Raw genomic sequence first — 26,060 nt, forward strand, 5'->3', positions numbered from 1 at the left:
GCCAGCCTATACAGATGGGCTGGCTTGTTTAATTTAGGATACATTTTTCTTGTCGAGCAATTCAATAGCTTGTTTCAATGAAGAGCAAGTCGTTACCCGGTTTTTACTGGACTGAAATATTCCAAGCTTAGTTGCCTGCATACTGAGGTCCGGCCGCATACCGGTAAGAAGTGGTGTGATTCCAAGTAAAGTCAAGGAATCAAGCAGGCGGTACAAATGACTCATAAACGAATTATTGACGTCATAAACGCCAGACAAATCGATGATCAGCCATTCGATATTCCAGTTGCTTACTTCTTTTAAGGTTTCATCCATCAACACGTCGGCCCGCATTTGATCGATTTCCCCGATGATCGGCAGGATGGCAACGGTATCCTTAATGGGGACGATTGGTGTGGAAAGCTTTAAGTATTTTTCTTCATAATTCTTAAGGATGCGTTCTTCTTCTCTGGCGAAGCTCAGGCTGAATCCATGAACGATATGATTAAAAATATCATCCGTACGTGTCACTACTTCGATGATATGTTTGAATTCATAATTCGTTTCATGGGATTGCTCCTCGATGAACGTCCATAGTACTTCTTTATATATTCCAATTCTTTCTAGTGCCTGGCTCAGAGAGCCGCCTCGGGATACAGAGTTCTTTCCGATTTCTTCTCCCCATTGAGTCGCGATTTCGTTTGATTTTTCCACGTGCAGCATGGTCTTTGCTATGGTTTCGAATAGTTGATGTACAACTCTTTTACTATTCTCGAGCTCTTCTTCAGGCAAGGTTGCAAGTTCTTCTGGATATCTATGTTGCGACATAGTGAATATTCTTTCAGTCAACTCATCAACATTCTCGGATATTTTCTTTTGGAAGAATACCACATGTTCTTTTTGCACCATAAAGCAATTCAGTCCCTTTAGCAATAAATTACTATTATTATATATTGTCACCGTAATTAAGTAAATTTAAATCATCATAACAATTGTAAATGTGCTGGTTATTTCAATGGGTTTCCATCCGAATATATCCAATTATTGCTTAGAATACATGTTTGATAGCTAAATAGATAGGTTAAAAGGATAATAACGTTTTTCCTAAGAAAGATAAGTCTTATTCAGCGTTTTCCTAATAAAATTTATCGGCAAAGGTTGCGTGGCATTATGAAAAAACTTGCGATGGTGGCAGTGTTGCTGATCCTGTCTGGGTGCAATCTGCGTGTGCTTGATCCGAAAAGCCAAACAGCTTCTGATCAGGCTTTTTTAATTTATTTAAGTTTTGGCATTATGATGTTCGTCGTACTTGTAGTGGCTGTCCTTTTTATCGGGTTTACATGGAAATACAGAGAGACTGAAAAAAAACGTAATGATGTTCCAAAGCATGAAGAAGGGAATCGGACACTCGAAATCATTTGGACGGTGCTGCCAATCATTCTGCTGATCGGACTAGCTGTCCCTACTGTAATGATCACGTATGATGTCTCGAATATAGGTGCCTCATCTGAGGAGACGATGCATGTGAATGTGGTAGCGGAGCAGTACCGATGGACCTTTGAATATGAAAATGGCAAGGAAACACACAAAAATTTAGTTCTTCCAGTCGACCAGGAGGTCGTTTTACATTTAACTTCAAAAGATGTTATCCATTCATTTTGGGTGCCTAATTTAGGAGGCAAAATGGATATGATACCTGGCGAAGAAAATCAAATGAAGATCACTCCAAGCGAAGAGGGAACGTACCAGGGAAAGTGCGCGGAATATTGTGGAACTCTCCATACAGACATGCGCTTTGAAACCGAAGTGGTTGATCAGGAAGAATTTCAACAGTGGCTTGAAGAATAATCGGGGGAGAAAAGGGTGAAAATATGCAATTTTACTTATTCGGGGAATTGATTGTATTACCGACTGACGTTATAGCCGCCTGGGTTTCCGTCATAATTGGAGCTCCGCTTGTCTTATACTGGTTTACCAAGAAGCGCTACTGGCCCGTTGTGTGGGGTTTTGCCACCAGCACGAACCACCGGAAAATTGGCATGTTATATATCATCTTTGCCTTGTTATTCTTTTTTCGTGCCGGAATAGATGCCTTGTTTATCCGGATGCAGCTAGTCACAGCAGAGAACGAATTCTGGGTTTTCCAAGGTGATAAATATAATGAAGTATTCACCACGCATGGTACGATGATGATATTTTTTGTAGCCATGCCTTTACTGATTGGACTCATGAACGTCGCTGTTCCCCTACAGATCGGAGCGAATGACCTGGCATTTCCATTTTTGAATTCTATTGGTTTCTACTTATTTTTAACTGGCGGGATGATATTCTTCGCGGCTTTCTTTTTCAATGCTGCACCCAATGCCGGATGGACTGCTTACGCGCCATTATCGACCTATGAATTTACGAGCGGGCCAAACAATAATTACTATATATTCGGACTGCAAGTGTCGGGGCTGGGGACTATATTTGCAGCCATCAATATGATTGTGACGATTCTCAGGCTGCGGGCACCAGGGCTTAAATTGACACGGATGCCTTTATTCCCATGGGCGAGTTTGATTACGTCGTTCTTAATTCTGGTTGCCTTTCCGGTATTGGCAATCGCTTTGCTGTTATTACAGTTCGACCGTTTTTACGGGGCAACTTTTTTCCTTGGAGAAATGGGACATCCTGTTTATTGGCAGCACCTTTTTTGGATTTTCGGTCATCCTGAAGTATATATCCTGGCACTGCCGGCGTTCGGTATTTTTTCTGATATCATATCTAATTTTTCCCGGAAAAATGTGTTTGGATACACATCCATGGTTATCGCCCTTGCGCTGATCGGGCTGCTAGGCTTCATGGTATGGGCCCATCATATGTTCACGGTTGGCCTGGGGCCTTTCGCAAACACGTTTTTTGCAATTACAACGATGATGATTGCCGTTCCTACCGGTATAAAAGTCTTCAACTGGCTGTTTACGATGAGGCGGGGCGTCATACGACTGCAAACTCCGATGCTGTTTGCCTTAGGTTTCATCCCGACTTTTGTTATGGGTGGGGTGACTGGTGTTATGCTGGCGTCTGCCGCAGCGGATATGCAATATCACGATACTTACTTTGTAGTTGCTCACTTCCATTACGTCATTATTGGCTCAACGGTGCTCGGGGCGTTCGCCGGGCTGTATTACTGGTATCCGAAAATGACTGGTAAAGTCCTCGATGATAAGTTAGGTAAATGGCATTTCTGGTTGTTCCTGATCGGTTTCCACCTGACTTTCTTCCCGCAGCATTTAGCTGGTTTGAACGGCATGCCTCGTCGTGTCTATGACTATACGTGGGAAGATGGCGTTTTTGTCTATAATTTCATCAGTACGATCGGAGCGTTTTTAATGGGAGCAAGCATGCTGTTTGTGCTTTGGAACATTTACAAAACGCACCGGACGAAAGAGGAAAATGTAGGTCCGGACCCATGGGATGGACGGACACTGGAATGGTCGGTCCCATCACCTGTACCTGAACACCCATTCGAAAAAATGCCGGTTATTGATCGTCGCGATGCGCTATGGTGGGCGAAACAGGAAGGAAGGTCGCTTCCTGTGGAAGACCATCCACGCGCTTCCCCGATAGCCGTCCGTACAGTTCAGCCACTTGTCCTGTCAGCAGCACTGACGATTCTGAGTTTCGGGTTCATTTATGGATGGGTATGGATGCAGATCTTAGGCGGCGCCGCTTCGTTAGGGTTCTTCCTATTACGTGCATTTAATGATGAACGGACAGAGGCTTATAGGAAGGAGGAACAGGACGATGAATAGTAAAACCATGTCTAAAGACTTGTTTGGTGATAAACGGATGGGGTTTTTTATCTACCTTTTTGTAGAAGCGGTCATGTTTGCGACGTTATTTGCAACATACTTGATTTACACCCCAGCTCCGCAAGGACCACATCCAAGTGAAGTCTTCGAAGTGAAAACGGTAGTCCTGGCTTCTATCTTCCTTTTGTCGAGCAGTGGCACATTAATGATTGCTGAAAAAGGGCTGGATCGCCGGAATATAAAGATGATTCTTTCTGGCTTATTGATCACATTCACTTTCGGTGCTATCTTTATGTATTTTGAAGTGCATGAATTCTACACGTTTGTCACAGAAGGGCATACCATTTCGACCAATAACTTTTTATCTTCTTTCTATGTGCTGGTCGGTCTCCATGCCTCCCATGTTCTGTTCGGGCTTTTCTGGATGATTGTCCTGTTAATCCAACGGAAGCTTTTGCCTTATAATCTCTTCAAAGAAAAGCATAAGATCTTCAATTACTACTGGCACTTTGTCGATATCATCTGGGTAGGCATTCTCATCATCGTCTATATTCCTTATTTAATATAAAGCTCAGGTACAAGATAGTTAGGTCCGTCACTATGAAAGGAATAGGATGGGCAGGGAAACGACTCGCTTTCCTGCGGGGGACCTGGCAAGCTTCCTCGGGCTAAAGCCCTGTGGGATCTTGCCTAGCCCCTTCTCCCGCGGGAGTCTCCCCGTTTCCCTGACCATCCAGCTATTTTTGTTATAAACGGACCCTTCAGGAGGTGTATAACTAAAACCTTCATCTAGACGCATATATAAAAGGAAAAACGTCTTTTCTCATTTGATGGGCCTGTTCAAAAGGTGATTTCGAGAACTTTTATGGTAAGGGGCGTGGGGGAAGGTTGAGACTCCTGCGGGAAAGAATAGACTGGAAAGACCCCGCAGAGCTTTTAGCTCGAGGAGGCTTGCCGTCTTCCCCGCGGAAAGCGAATCCTTCCCCAACGTCCCTTAACTCCTATAATCATCTCGAAATCAAGTTTTCGACTTTTCGGCCTTATTATTGAGTAAGCGATTAGATCAACAAGGATTAACAGAGCCAAATTTAAAAAGACCCGAATCTACGGGTCTTTATTTATTGAGGTAGCTTAAACGCGTTTCGAAAAAATTCGGTAGATGAAGTAAAGGAGCCAAAAGGATCCAAAAGCAAGGAGACCGAGATTAATATAATACCAGAATCCACTCCCTAACCAGTCGAGAGGAGTCTCGACATACGGAGTTCTGGATAAATATAAATAATTCGCACCGAGTGCTTGATTGACGAAGCCCATCGCTATAGCGTACAAAACCAGCAGCCCAAACACCTTTATAGTAGTTTTCCATGTTATTGTAACCGGGTGAACAAGGATGAGCAGAACTCCTGCCCAGGATATCGCCATGTGATGAAAGAAAAACTTCCAAAATCGGTAATGAAGGTAGTCATGAGGGAGATCAGGTGTTACCAGGGCCATGAGAGCTGGAATAACAGCAATGAAATAGGTGACTTTTATCAGGTAATGATGCTGGGTAACTAGTGCAGCTGCAGCCACCAGAGAAGCAATGCCGCATAAGTGAAGCGGAAGGTATTCCTTCATATTCCATAAGCCGTGGACAGCAGCCCAAGTCTGATAAGAGAATTCAGAAACGATTAAAAGGGCGAATAGCACCCACCGGACAATCTGGTAGTTCGTCTGCTGTTTTTGAAGCGGTTTATGCGTGAATACTATTAGCGCTAACCCAGCTGAATAAATCATCAGCATGGCAATATGACTAACGCCGAACATAGAAAAGGGGTGATCCATGTAACTGCTGAACCATTGATTCATAGCTAATCATCCTATTATCATAAATGCTGTTATGCTATCATTCTACCATAGGCTAAAAGGAGGGCGACAAGTGGTCAAGATGATCAACTGCTTCCGCTGTGAATTTTTCTTCACTACCTGGAATACTGATTTTCCTAGAGGATGCAGGGCTTATGGTTTTAAAACGAGAGAAATGCCAGCTGAATTTGTTAAGAAAACGACTGGAACGATGTGTTTACAATTCAGAGAAAAAAAGATAACCGACAAGTCGGCATCCAAGAGTTCTTCTTTGGATTATAGGATATAACACCTGTAAATAATATGAAATTTCAGAATATAGGTCGTCGGAATGATATTTTTATGATATGCTGAGGCATATTTAACAAAGATTAGAAAATTGAGTGAGGGAGTTGAATACTATTGGCTAGGGAAAAATGGGCCTCCAAGCTCGGGTTTATGCTCGCGGCTATGGGGTCAGCTGTCGGACTTGGCAATATATGGCGATTTTCCTATGTTGCCGGCGAAAATGGCGGGGGAGCCTTCTTGCTTGTGTACTTATTTTTTGTATTCGTAATTGGCATCCCATTGCTATTGACAGAAGTAAGTATTGGAAGAAAAGCGCAAAGTGATGTCGTTGGCTCTTTTGCGAAATTATCACCAGGGACGCCTTGGTTCTTTTCAGGATTCTTTGGGGTGGCCGCGTCCTTCTTAATATTAAGTTTTTATAGCGTGGTAGCAGGCTGGTCTGTGTATTATTTATGGAAATATGTGAGCGGCGATTTCTTCACTACTCCGGAGGGCGGATATGAAGCAGCGTTTGGCGGCTTTATTTCTCACACATGGCAGCCGTTGTTCTGGCATGCATTGTTCATGGTGATGACCATCGGAATTGTTCTGGTAGGGATAAAAAAAGGAATTGAAGCAGCGAATAAAATTTTCATGCCAACATTGGCTATTCTGTTAATTGGATTAGCTGCTTACAGCCTGACCCTGGAAGGTGCAATGGAAGGCGTGCGCTTTCTGTTCCAGCCGAACTGGTCTGCATTAACGAATCCGGCAGTTTATTTAGCCGCATTGGGACAGGCATTCTTCTCATTAAGTCTTGGTATGGGAGCCATGCTTACTTACGGTAGTTACTTGTCAAAAGAGAATAAACTGCCTAGTGCTACAATTGGTATCGGCGTTATGGACAGCTTCTTTGCCGTCATTTCAGGTATTGTCATATTTCCAGCGGTTTTCGCGTTTGGTATCAATCCAAGTTCAGGACCACCACTCGTATTTATAACACTACCTGGTATCTTTGATCAGATGCCGTTTGGTGGGATTGTCGGACTGGTTTTCTTCTTTGCATTAGCCTTGGCATCTTTGTCTTCAGCTATCTCTATTCTCGAGGTACCTGTCGCTTATTTCATGCGCATTTTTCATTGGAGCCGTAAAATGGCGAGCGTCCTGACCGGTTCTATCATGTTCCTTCTTGGGCTGGTTGTCTCGCTTGGGTACGGTGTATTGGCCGGTGTATCCCCAATTGGTGACCGGGACATCCAGGAATCAATGGATTTTATCGCTTCTAATATTCTGCTGCCACTTGGCGGTTTAGCGATGGCTTTGTTTGTGGGCTGGTATTTCAAAAAAGCCACAGCTTTAGAAGCAACGGATTTGACCGGGAACGCATTCGGTCCCATCTGGTATGGAATCGTGAAATATATCGCTCCTGTTTTGATCATTTTGATCTTCTTGAATGCTATCGGTCTTCTGGGAATGTAAGCAGATGGCTATCATTTTTGAATTGGACCATACCAGAGAAGAGGTTGCTATAGAAATCGAAGCGTTGCAGCAGCTTTCTTATCATCAGGAGGCGAGGTATGTCCATAACCGTAAACTGCCTCCGTTGATCGAAACGTATAAAGATATCATCCGGGCAGAAGAAACTTTTTTAGGTATTTATAAAGAAAGGAAATTGGTAGGTCTTGTCGCCTATACATTGGAAGCTGGAGACTTTTGGATTACCAGGCTCGCCGTACATCCACGGTGGATGCGGCAGGGACTGGGAAAAGAACTTCTTTCCCGTGTATTGTTCTTGAATCCCGCTAATAAATGCTGGGTTACAACTGGGGCTAAGAACGAGCCGGCGATGCAATTCTACCAAAAGAACGGTTTTCAACAAATACAAGAAATAAAGACAGAAGAAGGGATCACACTAGCCCTTCTTTGTTATGAACAATAAAATTTGAGCTGAAGGGGTGGAAGACGTATTTTCCACCCCTTCATTTGTCTTTCCTATAGAATCCTCATATTTCTTCCTGACAAGTAAATGATATCCTATAAATTGATTTGGGTTTATCTTCTTTCTAGTGCGAAAATGCAGGAACGTGTTAAACTACATAATGGGAGATTGTCATTAGAAATACGTAGCTAGTGGCCTATGGTGAAGACCTGGTATTTCTTTTATTTAACCCAGTAAAAATATTGGAGTATAACAAAAGGAGTCATAGCGATGGCTATTTCAAACGAAACTGTATTAAAGAAAATGATGAACGAGATACAGGAAGCGATGGCGAATCACGGAGAAACAGCATCGGTTCGTGAACACGTGCGTGCCGTCCGCTTGTTGTGTGATTTAATGCTGGATGACCGGCCTGCTCCAGATACAAAGGAAAGCGTGTCAAGTTACCCCAATCCGACGGATGTATCGGAACCAACCACTGATGAAGTACGGGCGATGATGGGCGATATGGCCGGCTCCAGCTATCAAAAAAAAGAAAAGAAAAAGCAGAAAGACGAGCATGATGAAGCAAATGGTGATTCTATATTCGATTTTTAAGGGGAGAGTAACATGAAATTAATTTTCTTATTGGCTGTAATTAATGGGTTTCTAGCTGTAGCGCTTGGCGCATTCGGTGCCCATGGGCTGGAAGGCAAGATAACTGAAAAAGCATTGAAGACCTGGGAAAAAGCAGTAACCTATCAAATGTTTCATACCGGAGCGCTTTTGGCTGTCGGTATATTGATGATGAAAACCCAGTCTGGGTTGCTTACAGGAGCTGGATGGCTGTTTTTTATAGGGATCGTATTATTTTCAGGAAGCTTGTATATATATGCGCCGACCGGAATCAAGGCTTTGGCTATGATCACCCCGTTCGGCGGCTTGACCTTTTTAGTAGGATGGGTGCTGCTGGGAATAGCTGTAACACGAATGCTATGAATTTAGAAAAATAATAAGGTGGAAAAGATAGCAATCAGGAATGCGCGGATGATCTGAGAGATGAAATTGAACGGATTTTTCTTTTGCATTTCTACTAATGCTTCGAACATAAAGCTTAGAGATAGAGCGTAAAACATCGCTAGAACGGTCCAGGAAAAGGCCTGTTGAGCAAGTGCTACGATAGCGAGTACGAGCGCAATCACCATTGCTAATACTTGGAAGCGCTGCATTTTTTCATAGGGGTGTTTCACTAGTATGTCACCACCTTGGATAAGGTAAAGCCACGCACGAGAATTCGGCGTGGCTTTTTTCAACGAGTAGGAAGAATATAAACGAACAATGATTACTTATGGTTTATATTGGAGAGTAATTCGCCAGTTATCTTCCGGTATTGTTGAAGGGATAGCTGTACTCAATCTCTTCATCGAAAGTGATATAATCCAGGTAAACCATTAATAATAAGTATCGTTTTCCTGATTGCGGATCGCTTAAAATAATATGGTCTCTTCCGGCAGCTTCAATGATACCCTTGAAAATCTTCGCATTCCATTGGTCATTATTTTCAAAAGTCATATACACAGTAGCTTCTTTTCCGCGGTTCAACCGAAGAATATTTTCAATGTACGATTCTTCTGTCTGTAGCGTACCTCCTGGTGTGCCAGGTGGTGCCATACCTCCTTGATTACCAGTACCGCCCATCATTCCCGGCATCATTCCCTGTTGACCTGCCCCCATCATTCCAGGCGTCATTCCCTGTTGACCTGCCCACATCATTCCCGGCATCATTCCTTGTTGACCTGCACCTGCCATATCCATCATTCCCATGCCTTGCTGCCCACCGTCAGATCTGGCGGCTTTATAATATCCTGTCTGTGCGGGAGAGGATGGATAATAATAAAGGTATGGGTTTGCTGCATAATAAGGCTGGTTTTGTTGCGTGTTAGAAGAAGTTTTATTCTCCTTATTATTTTGTGACAATACAATCACTCCTTTTTGTGATTAATAAACGTTTGGGCACTCGTTTTGTAGTGGGGAAAAGAAACAGTGGAAGGAATCACCGCCATCATTTCACCCCGCTTCGATTCCACAAGATGAGCTTCTCTGTAAATATATATGTACGGGTTAATCGTTTATGAAAATAAAAAAGCACCCAGCCGAAAAGGCTGTGTGCTTTAGAAATATTATATTCAAACAGAAAGAAATTTAGGGAGTGCTTCTTTTTCAAGCAGATGCCCCACATAGAAAGAGCCAAATTCACCGAAGCGGGCACTCACTTCATCAAAGCGCATCTCATAGACTAACTTTTTGAATTGAAGGACATCATGTGCAAATAGGGTGACGCCCCACTCCCAATCATCGAAGCCTACGGAACCGGTAATGATCTGTCGCACTTTACCGGCGTACTGCCGTCCGATCATCCCGTGTGAGTACATCATTTTTCCGCGGTCTTCTTTTTCAAGCATGTACCAGTTGTCATTACCCTGGCGGCGCTTGTCCATTGGATAGAAGCAAGCGTATTTCCATTTAGGAAGGATTGGTTTCAAACGGGCCTGAATTTCAGGGTCTGTCTCCGGGTCTTTGCCTTGAGCCATATAGTTGGAAAGTTCAACGACAGACACGTAGGAATAAGTAGGAATAGTGAATTCTGCCAATTTGGTCTTATTGAATTCCAATTCAATTTCATTCAATTCTTCCATGGTTGGTCTGAGAATCATCATCATGAAGTCTGCTTTCTGTCCGACGATGGAATAGATGGCATGGCTTCCTGCTTTGTTGCTTTCTGTTTTTCCCCATTTGCTGATTAATTGATTGAACTCGTGAATGGCGCTTTCACGCTCATCGCTGGAAACCATCTTCCAGGCAGTCCAGTCGATGGAACGGAAATCGTGAAGGCAATACCATCCATCAAGGGTGATCGCTGGTTCTGGCATAGATCATACGCTCCTTTATTAATAAACTACTATTAGTAATATTCTCCTTCATTAATATAACATAATCAAAACTCCCCTTCATGCCAGAAGTAATTATCTGGTATGATTTCACGCTTTTGACACATTTTATAGAGGAAACCGGTTTCAGCTACATAACACTTTCATTCACACACAAATTGTCTTATCATATATAACAGGATAAGATATTGGAGGGAAAAATATGAGTGATCTTTTTGAGACATTGACAGATAAAGTTCATGGTAAAGGTAAGCGAATTGTACTTCCAGAAGCATTAGATGAAAGAATCCTGACAGCGGCCAGCCGATTGGCAACGAAAGGGTTAGTGATTCCTGTACTAGTTGGGAATGAAGATGAAGTGAAACAGAAGGCGGGCGAACTGGGACTTGATATTTCTGCCGCAGAGATTCTCGATCCGGAGAGCTACGAAGGTACGGAGGAAATGGTTCAAAGCTTTGTTGAACGCAGAAAAGGGAAAGCGACAGAAGCAGATGCGAAAGAAATTCTGAAGGATGGCAACTATTTCGGAACCATGCTTGTCTATATGGGCAAAGCAGATGGCCTTGTCAGTGGTGCGGTGCATTCAACTGCGGATACGGTGCGTCCGGCACTGCAAATCATTAAAACAAAGCCTGGTATCAAGAAGACATCCGGAGTCTTCATCATGGTCCGTGAAGAGGAAAAGTATGTGTTTGCGGATTGCGCCATCAATATGACTCCAGACAGCGTCGATCTTGCAGAAATTGCACTTGCAAGCTCCGAAACAGCGAAACTATTCGATGTTGATCCAAAAGTCGCGATGCTCAGCTTTTCCACGAAAGGATCAGCCAAGTCTCCGGAAACGGAAAAAGTAGCAGAAGCAGTGAAGATGGCAAAAGAAAAGAATCCAGATTTGATGATCGATGGCGAGTTCCAGTTCGATGCTGCTTTTGTTCCATCAGTAGCGGAGAAAAAAGCACCAGATTCTCCATTAAAAGGGGAAGCGAACACGTTTATTTTCCCGAGCCTGGAAGCAGGAAACATCGGCTATAAAATTGCCCAGCGTCTCGGTGGATTTGATGCCGTGGGACCGGTGCTTCAAGGTCTGAACCAGCCAGTTAACGACCTATCCCGAGGCTGCAACGCAGATGACGTCTACAAACTAGCCCTAATCACAGCAGCCCAATCACTATAACAAACAAAACGAGCCTCCCATGGGGGCTCGTTTTTATAAAGCTTTATTAGGTGTGAATTTAATAATTAAAGTGTTCTATTAATTAATTTATTATGTACGGGCTACTACCATGGATGAAGATGTCCTCCGTTTTCGAACTGTAAACAAGGATTCAGGTAGTAGGCATTTTCTGAGAAGTACACTTTCTAAGTTTGAAGTGATTTATATCGATGTTACCGTTTCTCTCTTAAACGCAAGGAGGTCCGGGAAATTGCGAGACTCCTATGGGAGGATAGTACATAGTGAGATCCCGCAGGGCTTTAGCCCGAGGAAGCTCACCGTACACCCATGGAAAGCGAGTAATTTCCCGAACCTCCATACCGTTACTACCGTAACGGAAACAATATGTCTCGAAATTGAGTCTTCAATTAAAGGTAGCTTAAAGGATAAATATGAATACTAACGCAATCGTAACGATAAAAGTTATAATATAAATAACCGATAAGGTGCGAAGGTTAGAAGCTTTTTCATATTCATGCGATCTGGCTAATTCATTCTCCGGTGTGTCACCTTCCCGCTCATACATATCAATCGTCTTATTGATATCCTTTCCTACATAAACCGTAGCGACCAATGCGATAACACTTAAAATAATAGCTATGATTACAAAAATCGTGAACATAACCCTACACCCCCTGAATGTTTACTTCTATTTTAACATGACCCAGCAGTATAAGGTGTATTCACAAGAAAGTATTCGTATCGTTACAGGAATAGAGGGGGTAGTGCGGATAAGCGGCTGTTACAAAGATTCCAACGCTTTCTTATTCCGTTCGATCATTTGCTCGAAACGTTTATGGAACCATTCAATTTCCGCGCCATCGAGCTGCTGCATAGAAATATCTCCGCTCCATTCATGCAGTGTCATTAGAATCATGTCACGAACCTTGGAAACAGTGAAGTCCGTATTCAGCAGTTCATTTAATGAAGCCATGACCTCCGGATCGATATCAGGATAATGGAAGCGTGTCATTTCATCTTGTTTTCCAATTTTATAGAAGTCACGCATAATACGGCCACGTGCCGAACCATTACCGGTAATATCTAAATAAACCTGTACAGCCGAACCATTTTTGACGCGGCGCTGAGAAATGCCGGCGAACTTTTTTCCGTTGATGCTTAAATCATAGGTGCCGGGGCAGTAGGATTGGGTGATTTCATACGCTTCAATCCGGTCTGTATAATCTTTAAATAAATACCGGACAAAAGCCACCATCGCATCATATCCCTCATGAATATTTACAGTTTTTGAATCTGGAAAGATCAGAGACAGATTCAAAACGCCTTCATCAAGCACCACTCCAAGACCTCCAGAATTCCTGACAATCACCTGGTAGCCTTGATTTTTTAAATATTCGACGCTTTCCGCAATATAAGGAAGCCTGGCATCAGGTATGCCAAGAACTACTGTGTTATGGTGCACCCATAGGCGAGCCGTAGTGGGAGAGGCACCCTGCCCAACGGACATGCATAACGCATCATCCATAGCGAAGGACTGCAGCGCCGAGAATTCAGGCCCAAGGGTACTTTGGTCGATGAAGCGGTACTGTTTTGTTTTCAATAAAGGATGGATTTCAGACATTGCGATATGCTCCTTCCGTTCACATTCAACCTTTCCTAGTATAACAGAACAACTGGCTTGCATGTATCCTGGATTCTCGGTAAAATATTGTATTGGTTCAAAGGAAAGAAGAACATGGGTAATGAATTCCGTCAGGAGTCTATACCCTGACAAAAATAATACGCACCTTGCCTGTCAAGGTGTTTTTTTAAATGCAGAAAACAGCTATAATAGAAAAAAATGGCGATTGGAAGGGGTAGCCGATGGCTTATAAAGATGAAAAATTAAATGAAGAAAAGGTTTTTAAAGACCCCGTTCACAGGTATGTACATATTAGGGATCGTGTCATTTGGGATTTAGTCGGAGCCCCTGAGTTTCAACGTCTGCGCCGTATCAAACAGCTGGGTACCTCATATTTAACTTTTCATGGGGCTGAACATAGCCGTTTTAACCATTCGCTTGGTGTCTATGAAATTGTGCGCCGGATTATTCATAACTTCGAAGACCGCCCGAATTGGGATCCGAATGAACGGCTGCTGTGTTTATGTGCCGCTTTGTTACATGATTTAGGACACGGGCCATTTTCCCATTCCTTCGAAAAAGTCTTCAAGCTCGATCATGAGGATTTTACTCAGGAAATACTGCTGGGAGATACGACGATCAACGCTATACTTAACAGAGTGGAAAATGGCTTTCCCAAAAAAGTAGCCGATGTCATCAACAAGACTTACCATAATAAATTAGTCGTCAGTTTGATCTCCAGTCAAATCGATGCGGATCGGATGGATTACCTGCAGCGTGATGCCTATTTTACTGGTGTCAGTTATGGCCACTTCGATATGGAGCGGATTTTGAGGGTGATGCGTCCGATGGAAGATCAGGTAGTCATTAAAGAAAGTGGCATGCATGCGGTTGAAGATTATATCATGAGCCGCTATCAGATGTACTGGCAGGTCTATTTTCATCCAGTGACCCGTAGTGCGGAAGTGATTCTTTCAAAAATCCTTCACCGTGCCAAAGAACTTCATGAAACAGGATACGAGTTCTCGCTTAAACCGACGCATTTTTTATCTTTTTTCAAAGAAAAACCTACTTTGAAAGAGTACTTAGAATTAGATGAAGCGGTCGCGATGTATTATTTTCAGATCTGGATCAATGAAGAAGATCCGATTCTGAGTGATTTATGCGAACGTTTCGTGAATCGGCGCCTATTTAAATATATTGAGTTCAATCCGAACCTCCAAATGAGTGAGTGGATGGAGCTGTATCGTTTATTTAACAAAGCCGGTCTCAATCCGGATTATTATCTTGTCGTCGATTCAAGCTCTGATTTACCATATGATTTTTATCGTCCGGGAGAGGAAGAGGAACGTCTGCCGATTCATTTATTGATGCCGAATCAGGAATTAAAAGAACTTTCCCGTCAATCAGAAATCGTCGAATCGATCTCAGGGAAGAAGCGGACCGATCATAAACTATATTTTCCGCTAGATCGCCTGGAGGAAATGTCCAATCGTAGTAAGACTAAAAAGCGGATCCTGGAAATTTTGTACGGATAGGGGATGAGCCGTTGTGTTAGAAAATCATGCGAAATTAATGCACTTCTTCGCAAGCTCTGATGAAATTATAGGGAGAAAGAAGCTGCAGAAGATTATTTATATACTGAAGAAGTGCAATGTACCTTTTGAAGAGCGCTATCAGTTTCATTTTTATGGTCCTTATTCCGAGGAATTGACATTGAGAATTGAGGAATTGTGTAATTTAGGTTTTATTAATGAGACGAGAGAAGAAAAGAAGAACTATTATCAATACCGTTACCGATTGACGGATGCTGGAGTAGATTTTTTAAATCATTACCAGGTCGAATTCCCGGATATCGGAGAACCGGTGGCGAAGATGAAAGAAAGAAGTTCGCGCTTTTTGGAACTTGTTTCTACGATGTTATATTTTGAGCATCTTCCACGAGAAGAAGTAGAGGAAAAGGTACTTACTGTCAAAAGTAAACAGAACTATAGTGAGGAAGAAATGGAAGAAGCCTGGGACTTTATCGAAGAAATGCGCCATACCACCCATTGATAATGGGCGGTATGGCCTTTTGTTTGCACCTGAACTTAATTCTGTTATAATGAAGGCGCATCAGGGGATAACCTTATGCAAAAGAGGACTGCCCTCGTCACAGGACAGCCCTCTATATCATCAGGTGGGAAGTATTAACGGTTGGAGTTGGAATTTCTACCGCCTTTTTTACCGATATCTTCGTAGAATTCCTCTCCGTGCTTCTCACTTGTTGTTTCTCCGCCTTTTTTACCGATTTCCTGATAAAAATCTTTATCTTTGTTCTGGCTGGTGGATTCTCCACCTTTTTTCCCGATCTCTTCAAAGTGGTCTTGGTTGTATTTGTTGCTTGTTGTTTTGCCACCCTTTTGACCAATATCCTCGAAATGTTCCTGACTATACTTCTCGCTCGTTTTTTCTCCGCCTTTTTGGCCGATTTCTTCAAAGTGTTTCTGGTTGTACTTGTTGCTTACCTTCTCGCCGCCTTTTTGACCAGCTTGTTCATAACTTATCTTTTGGTTGTTGTTTTTATTGTTGTTAGCCAATGGAAAAACCTCCTTTAGAAATTTCGTGATGTCTTTCCGGAATCAGGTGTCGTACAATTGCTTGAAAATTCTGTAGAGACTCTTCGCTATTAAGAGTTGTTATTAGAGTTGGAATTTCTGCCGCCTTTTTTGCCAATCTCTTCGAAATGCTTCTTGCTGTACTTTTCGCTTACTTTTTCTCCGCCTTTTTTACCGATTTCCTCAAAGTGTTCCTGGCTGTATTTGTTGCTTGTTTTCTCGCCGCCTTTTTGACCAGCTTTTTCATAACTCATTTTTTGATTATTGTTCTTGTTGTTCGCCATTGATGAAACCTCCTTTTGAGTAGTTGTTGTTAAAGTTACCACCTAATTTAAAACTCAAAACCCAAAAACCTTTTTTTTACTCATTTGTAATTATTTTGTAATTGTTACGTGTCTGAAGGGTCGTTATTCTTTCTGACATCTTTGAAATTATCCTGTTTATATTTGTGACTGACAGGATCCTGTTCATCTTTATCTGCAATATCAGAAAGTCTGGATGGGTTATATTTTTCTTCGGGTTTACGTTTTTTAGGACCTGCTTCATCATAGCCCATTTGCTTTTGGTCGTTTTTATCCTTTGTCAATCAGGTTACCTCCTTTTCTTAGAAAATTTGGATTTCTTGAATGCTACACAAGTTCAATTGCCAATATTCTACATATTTAAACCGGTCAATGTGAAAGATGTGAATAATGAATCAGACGGTTTAGGACAAAATAAATGGTATGGAATGATGCAGATGGTTTGTTTCATCCGAAACAGGGAATTATTGTGAATAATAAATCGTATAGAGGTGGTAATGTTGTCCGTAGTATTCAGGAATAATGATAAAAGGAACCAACAAATCGGATGCCGGTCAGAATTCGATACATTAAAACGAGTGGTTGTCTGCTCGCCTGCATATATGAGAATTGAAGAAGCAATAAATGAAACGCAAAAAAAATATGTCGATGAAAATATAGATATTGAAAAAGCCTGCAGCCAGCACCACTCATTTGTGGAAGTGATGCGTAACTACAATATAGAAGTGTTAGAATTAGAGCCGGAACAACAATATCATGAACAAGTTTTTACGAGAGACATCGGAATATGTACCGATAGCAAAGTTATTGTATCCAATATGGGTAGCGAAGTGCGCAAAGGAGAAGAGGAGTTACTGGAGGAAACCTTGCAGCAGGAAAAGTCTCATTGGGAAAAAATTCAAACGGGGACGATTGAAGGCGGGGACATCATTCTTGATAAGAACAAGGTGTGGGTTGGGATAAGTGACCGTACCAATGAATCTGGAGTGAAAAGTCTTCAGGAGCTGCTGCCCAATCATCAGGTGACAGCTGTACCGATAAAAGAAGAATACCTTCATCTTGATTGTGTGTTCAACATTCTCTCTCCTGAGTATGCGTTGATTTTTCCTGGGGCCTTGCGGCAAGAAGAATATGATATGCTAAGTCATAATTATGAGTTGATCGAAGTAGAGGAAGATGAACAGTTTACAATGGGAGTGAATGTATTATCGATCGCGCCCGGTAAAGTCATCAGCCTGCCTCAAAATGAAAAGGTGAATAAAGCTATGAAGGCTAAAGGTTTTGAAGTCATTGAAGTTGACTTTTCGGAAATTATCAAATCTGGCGGGTCTTTCCGTTGCTGTACCATGCCGTTACAACGCTCTGCAAATAAATGATTATAATAATCCCGGGCATCTGTGCAGCCCGGGTTTTTATATATTTCTACTTTAATAAAGTTTAAACTTGGCGACAAACCAGGTTCAGTCACTCAAGCGTTTACCACCAACAGCATAATGATTCTTAGCCATTTCTTCAATGACAACCGTGACTGCTTCCTTTCTTGCTCCGGTGGTATTAGTCACCGCATTCGTCACTTCTTCCACTAAAGCTTTTTTTTGCTCATCTGAGCGACCTTCCAGCATTTGTACAGTTATAATCGGCATAATATCCGCTCCCTCCATTAGTCATTCACTATCAATCGTAGCAATAAATTATAAGCAACGCCATTAGAAGAATGACAAGTTTTATAATCTGAAGAAAATAGGGACATTATGTTAGAATGAAAAAATAAACAAACCGAACGGAAAAAGGAGGAACCACACAATGAAAGAGTTCGATCAGTTCAAAAAAGGCAATGATAATGAAAAAGACAAAAAGAAAAATCAATTTACTATATTAAAAGATGACTCTACCGATGGACACGGTGGCTATGGGGTCGGGGCGGTTACATTAGAAAATATGTCACCGGTAATTGTGGATCCAAATGAAGAAAAAGCTTATGTCGATATGGGTGCGATGCATGCCCGCAGTGCTGTAGAAAAGCGGATTAAATTCCTTACCGATAAATCAGAAGTGCCTAATGGGTTGCTGTATTGGATTACATGGGTGACAATCGAGAGAGGCGAGCAAGGCCCGTATTATTATGGTGTCGCCAGCAGTGAAATTCTTGTGGACCGAGAAATTCGCCGGGGATATAAACTGCTTCCTGAACACGTCAACCACATGGACAAATCCTTGAAAGGAAAGTTTGTTGTCGAGCATATGGATGATAAATCCAAAGCTGTTCTTAAAAAATTCCTACAAGAACACAGCGAAGAAATGTGGAAGAATTCTTCTGACGAATTAAAGCAAGGGTTAAGTGTATAAAAGTATAGAAAATGTGTCTAAATTGTGAATGATGTGTGAAAATCTTGAGGTTTTTTTGTGAAATTTGTAAAATGTGTATCACATGGGTTATACATGTTTTACTAGGACAAAGAAGAAGGTCGGGGATGTAACCCTCGACCTTCTTCTTTTTGACCTCCTTAAAATAACCACTCCAGTAAATCTTTCCAGCCACCTTTATCTTTTACCTTGTCCCGCGGATTTCTATTCTCCTCAAACGTATGCTCTGTACAAAAACTTTCCGGAATCTTGTCTTCTTCAAAATACATTAAACGCTGGGTGTCACAGTATGGTGTTGCCCGCAGTCCTGTTGCCGGGTCTACATATACACCCACGACTCCCTCAGGTGCTTTCAGCGTGGAGAATGTTCTATCCTGATGAGACTGTTCCATCACATCGGCCCAAATGTCTTTCGAATATTGCAGTTCACTCGTTCGAGTAATTTGTTTTCCTTGATCATATCCTGTCCATATGCCCGTCACAAGCTCAGGGCTGAACCCGATCATCCAGCTGTCTGTGTTGGTTGTTCCTGATTTTCCGGAGTATGGGCGGCTTAGTTTGCCGGCAATACTTGAACCAGTAACGCGCATATAGCCGTCGAGAGATGAATCAAACATCCCTGTCATCATATGAGCGGTCAAAAAGGCTCGCTTAGGGTCAATCATGCTCTCATTATCGGGTGGTTCGTATTCGTATAGCATATTTCCATGACTGTCCGTTATTTTCGTAATGGTGTGCGGTACATTTTCTTCTTCCGGGTGAGCAAGTTTGCTATAGGCTTTCGTCATATCATATAAGGAAAGGGTGGCTGTTCCTAACGCAAGGGAAGGTACAGCAGGAATCTTTCCTGAAATTCCAAACTTCCCAAGCGTTTCCTTTAACCGCTCGGGACCAAGGTAGACATTGGTCTTCACAGCATAAATATTATCCGAGAGAGCGAGTGCCTGTGCCATCGTAATCGGTTCGTTGGCATAATATCCGTCGAAGTTGCTCGGCGCATAAACTTCTCCATTACCAAGCTCAAATTTTGTTGGTTTACTGACCAGTTGGGTCGTCGGTGTGAACCCACTGCCTAATGCTTCGTAATATAAAAATGGTTTGATGGTGGACCCGACCATTCGTTTTGCCTGGGTCACCCGGTTGAATGAACTGTCTTCATAATCGCGGCCTCCCGCCAAAGCCTGAATCGACCCTGTTTTTGGTTGTAAAACAATACCAGCAGCTTGAATTTCCGAATTTTTATCGATGTGCTGCTCCATGGATTTTTCTAATACTTTTTGTGTTGGAATATCGAGTGTCGTATAAATATGATAACCGCCTACTGTGAGCTGCTCCCGGTCGATATCCAGCCTGTTCATGGCTTCTACAGCTACTGCATCTTGAAAATAGGGAGCAATATCGGGGGCAACTTCTTCGTTCGGCTCGTGATACTCCAGTTTCTCCTGGGAGGCCAGTGTACTTTTACTGGCATCAATATGGCCCGCTGCTTCCATGCTGGCCAATATGTGCTTCTGCCTGTCGTTGGCATTCTCCTCATTATTAAAAGGAGAATAATAGCTTGGCCCTTTTGGGATACCGGCAAGCATAGCAGCTTCTGAGAGTGAAAGCTCATTGGCATGCTTGTCAAAAAAGTAACGGCTGGCTGCTTCTATACCGTAGGCGCCATGTCCGTAATAAATGGTGTTCAAGTAACCGGCAAGTATTTCATCTTTATCATAGAACATTTCAAGTCTAAGAGCGTAGATGGCTTCTTTGGTTTTTCGAACCCACGTTTTTTCATGGGATAAATAAAGGTTGCGAGCGTATTGCTGGGTGATTGTACTTGCACCTTCGACCTTGGCCAGGTTGCGGATATTCTTCAATACCGCTGCTCCGATCCGTTTCATATCAAATCCGGAATGGTCATAGAAATGCTGGTCTTCGGAAGTGAGCGTCGCCTGAATGATATACGGGGAAATGTCATCCAAATCGACCCAGTATCGACGCTTGCTTCCGAAATCTTCTTCAATAACACTGCCATCCTGGCTGTAATAAATCGTATTTTGCTCTGTCGTCAAAGATGGGGGACCGCTGATGAGCGCATACAAAAGAATCAGCGTCATTGCTATCGCAATCAATGCGATGGAAAATGAGCCGAGCAAAAGCCCCCTCTGTATCCACTTGTTTTGACGGTGGAACCATTTTTTCATCATAAGCGCTCCCGTTATCCGAGTTTTTCGAATGTTTTTTTAACATTATGGGATAATGGGTAAGAATTTAAACATCAGGCTGATCATCGGCGTTTTCTAAAAAAACTATTGCTTTTTTTCTGGAATTCTCTATAATTTGATTGTTTACTGGAATAAATAGAAGGATACCTGTCTTATAAACGAAAGGAGTTACAATAGATGAGCACTTGGTTTACGGAGAAACAGACCGAAAATTTCGGAATCACAGCGAAAATCAAACGGTTGCTTCATACAGAAAAAACAGATTTCCAACAGCTGGACATGCTTGAAACAGAAGAGTGGGGCAACATGCTTGTTCTGGACGATATGGTGATGACAACGCAGAAAGATGAGTTCGTCTACCACGAAATGGTAGCCCACGTGCCGTTGTTTACCCATCCGAAGCCTAAGAATGTACTCGTAGTCGGCGGGGGAGACGGCGGGGTTATCCGTGAGGTGTTAAAGCACCCGGAAGTGGAAAAAGCGACCCTCGTAGAAATCGACGGTAAAGTAATTGAGTATTCCAAAGAGTATCTGCCAGAGATCGCCGGACAGCTGGAAGACCCTCGCGTCGAAGTGAAGGTGGCAGATGGCTTCATGCATATTGCGGAGAGTGAGAATGAATATGACGTAATCATGGTAGATTCTACTGAACCCGTAGGACCGGCAGTCAACTTGTTCAGCAGAGGTTTTTATGAGGGGATCGCCAAAGCTTTGAAGAGTGATGGCATTTTCGTCGCTCAGACCGACAACCCATGGTTCAAAGCCGATTTGATTCGACAAGTCTACCATGATGTAAAAGAAACCTTCCCGATCACACGGGTGTATACGGCTAATATTCCGACCTATCCAAGCGGACTATGGACCTTCACGATTGGAAGCAAACAGCATGATCCACTGGAAGTGCCAAACGAACGTTTCCATGAAATTGAGACGAAGTATTATACAAAAGAGTTGCATCAAGCGGCATTTGCTCTGCCGAAATTCGTGAAAGATCTGACCGAGTGAGGAGGAATTCCATGCGCTTTGACGAGGCTTACTCAGGCAAAGTTTTTATTATGAGCAGGGAGGACGGTGAAGCAGCTGACGCCGTCATCTATGGGATGCCGATGGACTGGACTGTCAGCTTCCGTCCTGGGTCCCGTTTCGGGCCGAACCGAATACGGGAAGCATCCATTGGTCTTGAGGAATACAGCCCATACCTGGATCGTCACCTGGAAGAAGTGAATTTTTTTGATGCCGGGGACATTCCGCTGCCATTCGGGAACCCGCAGCGGAGCATTGATATGATCGAAGAGTATATCGGAACACTATTAGAAAAAGGAAAGTTTCCTTTAGGGCTGGGCGGGGAGCATCTGGTTACCTGGCCAGTGTTGAAAGCAATGTATCGTAAATATCCCGATCTTGCTGTCATCCATATTGATGCCCATACTGATTTAAGGGAGGAATATGAAGGGGAGCCGCTTTCCCATTCGACCCCAATTAGAAAAGCATGTGAACTGATGGGGCCTGAACAAGTTTATTCCTTTGGTATCCGCTCCGGCATGCGCGAAGAGTTCCAGTACGCGAAAGAGAGCGGCATGTACCTGGCAAAGTATGACGTCGTCGAACCACTGAAAGGAGTACTGCCAAAACTGGCGGGCCGGCCTGTCTATGTCACGATTGACATCGATGTGCTGGACCCTGCGTTCGCTCCCGGAACAGGAACAGCTGAAGCAGGGGGGATTTCTTCTAAGGAACTGCTGGAAGCCATCCATATGATTGCCGATTCGGATATTCAGGTGGTTGGCGGCGACCTTGTAGAAGTAGCGCCCGCATACGATCCAACAGAACAGACTGCCATTGCAGCCAGCAAATTCATCCGCGAAATGCTGCTTGGCTGGGTGAAATAACAACAGCAAACTGCCGCCCCCCCCACATGCGGCAGTTTTTTACATAACCTCCCTTTACTGAAGGCTCATTTTCAAGATAGTTGGGTTTGTTACCATGGGAGGAAAGGGATGGGCTGGAAAATGACTCGCTTTCCTGCGGGGGACCTGGCAAGCTTCCTCGGGCTAAAGCCCTGTGGGATCTCGCCTAGTCCCTTCTCCCGCGGGAGTCTCCCCGTTTCCCTGCCCATCCAACTATTAGGTGTATAAACGGACCCTTCAAAAAGTGTATAACTAATCCTTCCATCAATACGCATTTATAAAGAATGTAAAAGAAACCAAGTATTTGTCATCCTCAGGTGTGGCATCACTGGGCGATTTCTACACGTGTGATTTCGAGAAAATTCTATGGCGAGGTTCGGTGGGGAACGGCGAGACTCCTGCGGGATGAGCATGACAGGTGAGACCCCGCAGAGCGGTAAGCTCGAGGAGGCTCAGCGCATGTCCGCGGAAAGGGAGTCGTTCCCCACCGGACCGTTATGCAGGCAAATATCTCGAAATCAAGTCTTCAACTTTTCGGGTATAAATAATCAACAATCAAAGAGTTATTTATGGAGGGCTTGCGCTTTTCTTTTTTAGTTTTTATAATGGATAGGTTAAGAGGAACGTAAGGAGAGATAGTATGAGTGCTGCCGAGACACCGGTATCCATTCGCCTTGTGACAGAGATCAGGGACAGCGGACGAAAAGAAACAGTCGTCATGGAAGAACAGGGAGGACTATTCGAACGGGGAAACACACAAGTCCTCAAGTTCACCGAACATCCCGACGAAGGCGGACCGATCGATACCATGATTACCATCCAGCCTGGAAAAGTCAGCATCAAACGCTCTGGTGCTGTCAAAATGCATCAGATTTTCCGAAAAAAACATACAACAGAGAACAACTACCATCATACGTATGGTATTTTTCATATGAACACGTTTACGGATCAGATTGAACACCAATCCTTATCCCAGGGAGCAAAAGGACGGCTGTTCATCAGCTACCAGTTGACCCTTAATCAGGAAATCACCCAGCGTCATCGATTAACTTTGACATATCGTAAGGAGGAAACAGCTCAATGAATATTGTGGAGCAGACGGAAGCGAAACTGAAACAGGAGATCCAGCAGGCGGTATTAAAGGCGGAATTGGCGACCGAGGAGGAAATGCCGGAAGTCGTACTCGAGCAGCCGAAAGATAAAGCGCACGGTGATTATGCGACTAACATGGCGATGCAGCTGGCAAGAATCGCCAAAAAAGCTCCGCGCATGATCGCGGAGGATATCGTTGCGAATTTTGATAATACCAAAGCCTCCATCGATAAAATTGAGATTGCCGGTCCCGGTTTCATCAATTTCTATATGGACAATCAGTATTTGACTAACCTTGTATCCACTATTTTGGAAGCAGGAGATGCTTATGGAGAAAGCGATACTGGAAAAGGCGAAAAAATCCAGGTCGAATTCGTTTCAGCTAACCCGACAGGCACTCTTCATCTGGGACACGCGCGCGGTGCTGCAGTGGGTGATTCTCTTTCCAATATTCTGGAAAAAGCGGGGTATGACGTTTCCCGTGAGTACTATATCAATGATGCCGGAAACCAGATCAATAACCTGGCTTATTCCGTCGAAGCACGTTATATGCAGGCACTTGGTAAGGAGTGGGAGATGCCGGAAGATGGGTACCATGGGAAGGATATCATTGAACTAGGTAAAAAGCTTGCAGAAGAACATGGTTCCGAGTGGGCAGATAAACCGGAACAGGAACGCCTCACTTACTTCCGTGAGTACGGTTTGAAGTTTGAGCTCGACAAAATCAAAGTAGACCTGGAAGATTTCCGTGTCCCTTTTGATGAGTGGTTTTCCGAAACCTCTCTATACGAGGATGGGAAAATTGATGAAGCGTTGAAAGTGCTGGAAGATCAGGGCTACACATATGAGCAGGATGGCGCAACATGGTTCAAGACTACGGAATTTGGGGATGACAAAGACCGTGTTTTGATCAAACAGGATGGGAGCTACACGTATCTGACACCGGATATCGCTTACCATAAAAATAAGATGGATCGCGGTTTCAATACGCTGATCAATATCTGGGGAGCAGACCACCATGGATATATCCCGCGTATGAAAGCGGCTATCCAGGCACTTGGTTACAAAAAAGATACATTGGAAGTAGCGATTATCCAGATGGTCAACCTGTTCCAGGACGGTGAAAAAGTGAAGATGAGTAAGCGTACGGGGAAAGCTGTCACGCTTCGCGAATTGATGGAGGAAGTGGGCATCGATGCCATGCGCTATTTCTTCTCGATGCGTTCGGCGGACTCTCACCTGGACTTCGATATGGATCTGGCACGTTCCGAATCGAACGAAAACCCGGTCTATTATGTCCAGTATGCCCATGCGCGTATTTGCTCGATGCTTCGCCAGGCAGAAGAAAAGGGTGTCACGTTCGATCAGAACTTCGATGCCACGTTGCTTGATTCTGAAAAAGAAGAAGATTTGCTGAAACGGCTGGGTGAATTTCCACAAGTAGTAGCCGATGCAGCGGAAAAACGCACGCCTCATCGGGTAACGCAGTATGTATTCGACCTGGCTTCTAACTTGCACAGCTTCTACAATGCTGAAAAAGTATTGGATCAAGAGCAGCCAGAACGCACCAAAGCTCGTGTTGGTCTAATGAAGGCTGTCCGCACAACGTTATCTAATGCGCTGGAACTAATCGGCGTTTCCGCACCAGAACGGATGTAATTTCATAAATGCTTGGTTAAAGCTTGCAGAAAACCCGGAATTGGTTATCTGCAAGCTTTATTAGCAGTAGTAATAATTACTGGTTCGAGCGCATGGTGAACCGAAAAAAAGATTTTCCCACGATGTGAGAAAATCTTTTTTTAATATCCTGTGTAAGCGTTATACTAAGAGTGATTGTGTCACTGGAAAGGAGCTATGTCATGAAAGAAGTCATTTTAGCGCTGCTGACAGGGTTTATCGTAGGTTTTTTATTCGCTTTATTTAAACTTCCGATTCCAGCACCGCCTGCTTTTGCCGGAGTTGCCGGAATCATTGGTATCTACATGGGTTTTAAAGTATTTGCATGGGTAGGGCCGATGCTCTCAAATTTAATACGATGA

General features: G+C 43.4%; 29 protein-coding genes. 17 read left to right on the forward strand and 12 right to left on the reverse strand.

Annotated features, from left to right (window positions below; genetic code table 11):
- Positions 1-33: 33 nt before the first annotated feature.
- Positions 34-807 (reverse strand): STAS domain-containing protein, encoded by a 774-nt coding sequence (locus ACGTNI_RS08940; RefSeq protein ID WP_394461716.1) that lies wholly within the window; start codon positions 805-807, stop codon positions 34-36.
- 342 nt (positions 808-1,149) lie between these two features.
- Between ACGTNI_RS08940 and coxB the strand changes: the two genes are divergently transcribed.
- Genes coxB through ACGTNI_RS08955 form a run of 3 tightly spaced genes read left to right on the forward strand, consistent with a single transcriptional unit; the run spans position 1,150 to position 4,344 of the window.
- On the forward strand, positions 1,150-1,827 hold the full coding sequence (gene coxB / locus ACGTNI_RS08945; RefSeq protein ID WP_394461717.1) for a cytochrome c oxidase subunit II: 678 nt from the start codon (positions 1,150-1,152) through the stop codon (positions 1,825-1,827).
- 23 nt (positions 1,828-1,850) lie between these two features.
- Positions 1,851-3,776, forward strand: a complete 1,926-nt coding sequence (locus tag ACGTNI_RS08950; protein ID WP_394461719.1) for a cytochrome c oxidase subunit I — start codon at positions 1,851-1,853, stop codon at positions 3,774-3,776.
- Complete coding sequence (locus tag ACGTNI_RS08955; protein ID WP_394461721.1) at positions 3,769-4,344, forward strand: cytochrome c oxidase subunit 3; 576 nt, start codon at positions 3,769-3,771, stop codon at positions 4,342-4,344. The genes ACGTNI_RS08950 and ACGTNI_RS08955 overlap by 8 nt, the downstream gene beginning before the upstream one ends.
- 563 nt (positions 4,345-4,907) lie before the next feature.
- Here ACGTNI_RS08955 and ACGTNI_RS08960 read toward each other — a convergent pair.
- Positions 4,908-5,624 carry a YwaF family protein gene (locus ACGTNI_RS08960; protein ID WP_394461723.1) on the reverse strand — a complete coding sequence of 239 codons (717 nt, stop codon included), beginning with the start codon at positions 5,622-5,624 and terminating at the stop codon, positions 4,908-4,910.
- Positions 5,625-6,023: 399 nt separating this feature from the next.
- Between ACGTNI_RS08960 and ACGTNI_RS08965 the strand changes: the two genes are divergently transcribed.
- From ACGTNI_RS08965 to ACGTNI_RS08980, 4 genes are all read left to right on the forward strand, one after another.
- A complete protein-coding gene (locus ACGTNI_RS08965) occupies positions 6,024-7,367 on the forward strand; it encodes a sodium-dependent transporter (protein ID WP_394461724.1) in 1,344 nt (447 codons plus the stop codon).
- Between the two features lie 4 nt (positions 7,368-7,371).
- On the forward strand, positions 7,372-7,827 hold the full coding sequence (locus tag ACGTNI_RS08970) for a GNAT family N-acetyltransferase (RefSeq protein ID WP_394461726.1): 456 nt from the start codon (positions 7,372-7,374) through the stop codon (positions 7,825-7,827).
- A 270-nt stretch (positions 7,828-8,097) separates the two neighbouring features.
- Positions 8,098-8,424, forward strand: a complete 327-nt coding sequence (locus ACGTNI_RS08975) for a YwdI family protein (RefSeq protein WP_394461728.1) — start codon at positions 8,098-8,100, stop codon at positions 8,422-8,424.
- A 12-nt stretch (positions 8,425-8,436) separates the two neighbouring features.
- On the forward strand, positions 8,437-8,805 hold the full coding sequence (locus ACGTNI_RS08980) for a DUF423 domain-containing protein (RefSeq protein WP_394461730.1): 369 nt from the start codon (positions 8,437-8,439) through the stop codon (positions 8,803-8,805).
- 2 nt (positions 8,806-8,807) lie between these two features.
- Here the strand turns inward: ACGTNI_RS08980 and ACGTNI_RS08985 are convergent, their stop codons facing one another.
- From ACGTNI_RS08985 to hemQ, 3 genes are all read right to left on the reverse strand, one after another.
- Positions 8,808-9,056, reverse strand: coding sequence for a hypothetical protein (locus tag ACGTNI_RS08985; protein ID WP_394461731.1), 249 nt, complete (start codon positions 9,054-9,056; stop codon positions 8,808-8,810).
- Positions 9,057-9,183: 127 nt separating this feature from the next.
- Positions 9,184-9,783, reverse strand: coding sequence for a spore coat protein GerQ (gene gerQ, locus ACGTNI_RS08990; RefSeq protein ID WP_394461733.1), 600 nt, complete (start codon positions 9,781-9,783; stop codon positions 9,184-9,186).
- 209 nt (positions 9,784-9,992) lie between these two features.
- Positions 9,993-10,736, reverse strand: a complete 744-nt coding sequence (gene hemQ / locus ACGTNI_RS08995; RefSeq protein WP_394461735.1) for a hydrogen peroxide-dependent heme synthase — start codon at positions 10,734-10,736, stop codon at positions 9,993-9,995.
- Positions 10,737-10,956: 220 nt separating this feature from the next.
- Between hemQ and pta the strand changes: the two genes are divergently transcribed.
- Entirely contained in the window at positions 10,957-11,928 is a 972-nt protein-coding gene (gene pta / locus ACGTNI_RS09000) for a phosphate acetyltransferase (protein WP_394461737.1), read from the forward strand.
- Between the two features lie 418 nt (positions 11,929-12,346).
- On the opposite strand, the gene ACGTNI_RS09005 is transcribed toward pta, so the two are convergent.
- Positions 12,347-12,589 (reverse strand): hypothetical protein, encoded by a 243-nt coding sequence (locus ACGTNI_RS09005; RefSeq protein WP_394461739.1) that lies wholly within the window; start codon positions 12,587-12,589, stop codon positions 12,347-12,349.
- A gap of 120 nt (positions 12,590-12,709) precedes the next feature.
- Positions 12,710-13,549 carry an octanoyl-[GcvH]:protein N-octanoyltransferase gene (gene lipL, locus ACGTNI_RS09010; RefSeq protein ID WP_394461741.1) on the reverse strand — a complete coding sequence of 280 codons (840 nt, stop codon included), beginning with the start codon at positions 13,547-13,549 and terminating at the stop codon, positions 12,710-12,712.
- A 242-nt stretch (positions 13,550-13,791) separates the two neighbouring features.
- On the opposite strand from lipL, the gene ACGTNI_RS09015 reads away from it, so the two are divergent.
- Complete coding sequence (locus tag ACGTNI_RS09015) at positions 13,792-15,087, forward strand: HD domain-containing protein (RefSeq protein WP_394461743.1); 1,296 nt, start codon at positions 13,792-13,794, stop codon at positions 15,085-15,087.
- Between the two features lie 13 nt (positions 15,088-15,100).
- Complete coding sequence (locus ACGTNI_RS09020; RefSeq protein ID WP_394461745.1) at positions 15,101-15,604, forward strand: YwgA family protein; 504 nt, start codon at positions 15,101-15,103, stop codon at positions 15,602-15,604.
- 134 nt (positions 15,605-15,738) lie between these two features.
- Here the strand turns inward: ACGTNI_RS09020 and ACGTNI_RS09025 are convergent, their stop codons facing one another.
- From ACGTNI_RS09025 to ACGTNI_RS09035, 3 genes are all read right to left on the reverse strand, one after another.
- Positions 15,739-16,128 carry a KGG domain-containing protein gene (locus ACGTNI_RS09025; RefSeq protein WP_394461747.1) on the reverse strand — a complete coding sequence of 130 codons (390 nt, stop codon included), beginning with the start codon at positions 16,126-16,128 and terminating at the stop codon, positions 15,739-15,741.
- An 89-nt stretch (positions 16,129-16,217) separates the two neighbouring features.
- Positions 16,218-16,430 (reverse strand): stress-induced protein, KGG, repeat-containing protein, encoded by a 213-nt coding sequence (locus ACGTNI_RS09030; protein ID WP_394461749.1) that lies wholly within the window; start codon positions 16,428-16,430, stop codon positions 16,218-16,220.
- A gap of 104 nt (positions 16,431-16,534) precedes the next feature.
- On the reverse strand, positions 16,535-16,732 hold the full coding sequence (locus tag ACGTNI_RS09035) for a hypothetical protein (RefSeq protein ID WP_394461751.1): 198 nt from the start codon (positions 16,730-16,732) through the stop codon (positions 16,535-16,537).
- A gap of 216 nt (positions 16,733-16,948) precedes the next feature.
- On the opposite strand from ACGTNI_RS09035, the gene ACGTNI_RS09040 reads away from it, so the two are divergent.
- Positions 16,949-17,824, forward strand: a complete 876-nt coding sequence (locus ACGTNI_RS09040) for a dimethylarginine dimethylaminohydrolase family protein (RefSeq protein ID WP_394461753.1) — start codon at positions 16,949-16,951, stop codon at positions 17,822-17,824.
- Between the two features lie 84 nt (positions 17,825-17,908).
- Here the strand turns inward: ACGTNI_RS09040 and thmT are convergent, their stop codons facing one another.
- Positions 17,909-18,091: a 2-hydroxymuconate tautomerase gene (gene thmT, locus ACGTNI_RS09045; RefSeq protein WP_394461755.1), complete on the reverse strand. Its 183-nt coding sequence runs from the start codon at positions 18,089-18,091 to the stop codon at positions 17,909-17,911.
- A 160-nt stretch (positions 18,092-18,251) separates the two neighbouring features.
- Here thmT and ACGTNI_RS09050 point away from each other — a divergent pair, with 160 nt between their 5' ends.
- Entirely contained in the window at positions 18,252-18,794 is a 543-nt protein-coding gene (locus ACGTNI_RS09050; protein ID WP_394461757.1) for a YwhD family protein, read from the forward strand.
- Between the two features lie 158 nt (positions 18,795-18,952).
- Here the strand turns inward: ACGTNI_RS09050 and ACGTNI_RS09055 are convergent, their stop codons facing one another.
- Positions 18,953-21,001, reverse strand: a complete 2,049-nt coding sequence (locus ACGTNI_RS09055; RefSeq protein ID WP_394461759.1) for a transglycosylase domain-containing protein — start codon at positions 20,999-21,001, stop codon at positions 18,953-18,955.
- A gap of 198 nt (positions 21,002-21,199) precedes the next feature.
- Between ACGTNI_RS09055 and speE the strand changes: the two genes are divergently transcribed.
- The 5 genes from speE (at position 21,200) to ACGTNI_RS09080 (ending at position 26,060) form a co-directional block, all read left to right on the forward strand.
- Entirely contained in the window at positions 21,200-22,027 is an 828-nt protein-coding gene (speE, locus tag ACGTNI_RS09060; RefSeq protein WP_394461761.1) for a polyamine aminopropyltransferase, read from the forward strand.
- Between the two features lie 11 nt (positions 22,028-22,038).
- Positions 22,039-22,911, forward strand: a complete 873-nt coding sequence (gene speB / locus ACGTNI_RS09065) for an agmatinase (protein ID WP_394461762.1) — start codon at positions 22,039-22,041, stop codon at positions 22,909-22,911.
- Positions 22,912-23,569: 658 nt separating this feature from the next.
- Entirely contained in the window at positions 23,570-24,013 is a 444-nt protein-coding gene (locus tag ACGTNI_RS09070; protein WP_062442531.1) for a YwiB family protein, read from the forward strand.
- The gene (gene argS, locus ACGTNI_RS09075) at positions 24,010-25,680 is read left to right on the forward strand and encodes an arginine--tRNA ligase (protein ID WP_394461765.1); all 1,671 of its coding nucleotides are present in this window, start codon (positions 24,010-24,012) and stop codon (positions 25,678-25,680) included. The genes ACGTNI_RS09070 and argS overlap by 4 nt, the downstream gene beginning before the upstream one ends.
- Before the next feature lie 200 nt (positions 25,681-25,880).
- On the forward strand, positions 25,881-26,060 hold the full coding sequence (locus ACGTNI_RS09080) for a XapX domain-containing protein (RefSeq protein ID WP_085506293.1): 180 nt from the start codon (positions 25,881-25,883) through the stop codon (positions 26,058-26,060).

The organism is Thalassobacillus sp. B23F22_16 (assembly GCF_043496955.1).
Lineage (GTDB): Bacteria > Bacillota > Bacilli > Bacillales > Halobacillaceae > Thalassobacillus > Thalassobacillus devorans_A.

Coding starts and splice junctions, on each gene's coding strand:
- speE (WP_394461761.1), top strand. CDS start 21,200: ATGAGCACTTGGTTTACGGAGAAACAGACCGAAAATTTCGGAATCACA.
- ACGTNI_RS09005 (WP_394461739.1), bottom strand. CDS start 12,589: ATGTTCACGATTTTTGTAATCATAGCTATTATTTTAAGTGTTATCGCA.
- hemQ (WP_394461735.1), bottom strand. CDS start 10,736: ATGCCAGAACCAGCGATCACCCTTGATGGATGGTATTGCCTTCACGAT.
- ACGTNI_RS08940 (WP_394461716.1), bottom strand. CDS start 807: ATGTCGCAACATAGATATCCAGAAGAACTTGCAACCTTGCCTGAAGAA.
- ACGTNI_RS08980 (WP_394461730.1), top strand. CDS start 8,437: ATGAAATTAATTTTCTTATTGGCTGTAATTAATGGGTTTCTAGCTGTA.
- ACGTNI_RS09055 (WP_394461759.1), bottom strand. CDS start 21,001: ATGAAAAAATGGTTCCACCGTCAAAACAAGTGGATACAGAGGGGGCTT.
- ACGTNI_RS08955 (WP_394461721.1), top strand. CDS start 3,769: ATGAATAGTAAAACCATGTCTAAAGACTTGTTTGGTGATAAACGGATG.
- ACGTNI_RS09030 (WP_394461749.1), bottom strand. CDS start 16,430: ATGGCGAACAACAAGAACAATAATCAAAAAATGAGTTATGAAAAAGCT.
- thmT (WP_394461755.1), bottom strand. CDS start 18,091: ATGCCGATTATAACTGTACAAATGCTGGAAGGTCGCTCAGATGAGCAA.
- ACGTNI_RS09015 (WP_394461743.1), top strand. CDS start 13,792: ATGGCTTATAAAGATGAAAAATTAAATGAAGAAAAGGTTTTTAAAGAC.
- ACGTNI_RS09080 (WP_085506293.1), top strand. CDS start 25,881: ATGAAAGAAGTCATTTTAGCGCTGCTGACAGGGTTTATCGTAGGTTTT.
- speB (WP_394461762.1), top strand. CDS start 22,039: ATGCGCTTTGACGAGGCTTACTCAGGCAAAGTTTTTATTATGAGCAGG.
- ACGTNI_RS09050 (WP_394461757.1), top strand. CDS start 18,252: ATGAAAGAGTTCGATCAGTTCAAAAAAGGCAATGATAATGAAAAAGAC.
- ACGTNI_RS09070 (WP_062442531.1), top strand. CDS start 23,570: ATGAGTGCTGCCGAGACACCGGTATCCATTCGCCTTGTGACAGAGATC.
- pta (WP_394461737.1), top strand. CDS start 10,957: ATGAGTGATCTTTTTGAGACATTGACAGATAAAGTTCATGGTAAAGGT.
- ACGTNI_RS08950 (WP_394461719.1), top strand. CDS start 1,851: ATGCAATTTTACTTATTCGGGGAATTGATTGTATTACCGACTGACGTT.
- ACGTNI_RS08970 (WP_394461726.1), top strand. CDS start 7,372: ATGGCTATCATTTTTGAATTGGACCATACCAGAGAAGAGGTTGCTATA.
- lipL (WP_394461741.1), bottom strand. CDS start 13,549: ATGTCTGAAATCCATCCTTTATTGAAAACAAAACAGTACCGCTTCATC.
- ACGTNI_RS08975 (WP_394461728.1), top strand. CDS start 8,098: ATGGCTATTTCAAACGAAACTGTATTAAAGAAAATGATGAACGAGATA.
- argS (WP_394461765.1), top strand. CDS start 24,010: ATGAATATTGTGGAGCAGACGGAAGCGAAACTGAAACAGGAGATCCAG.
- coxB (WP_394461717.1), top strand. CDS start 1,150: ATGAAAAAACTTGCGATGGTGGCAGTGTTGCTGATCCTGTCTGGGTGC.
- ACGTNI_RS08960 (WP_394461723.1), bottom strand. CDS start 5,624: ATGAATCAATGGTTCAGCAGTTACATGGATCACCCCTTTTCTATGTTC.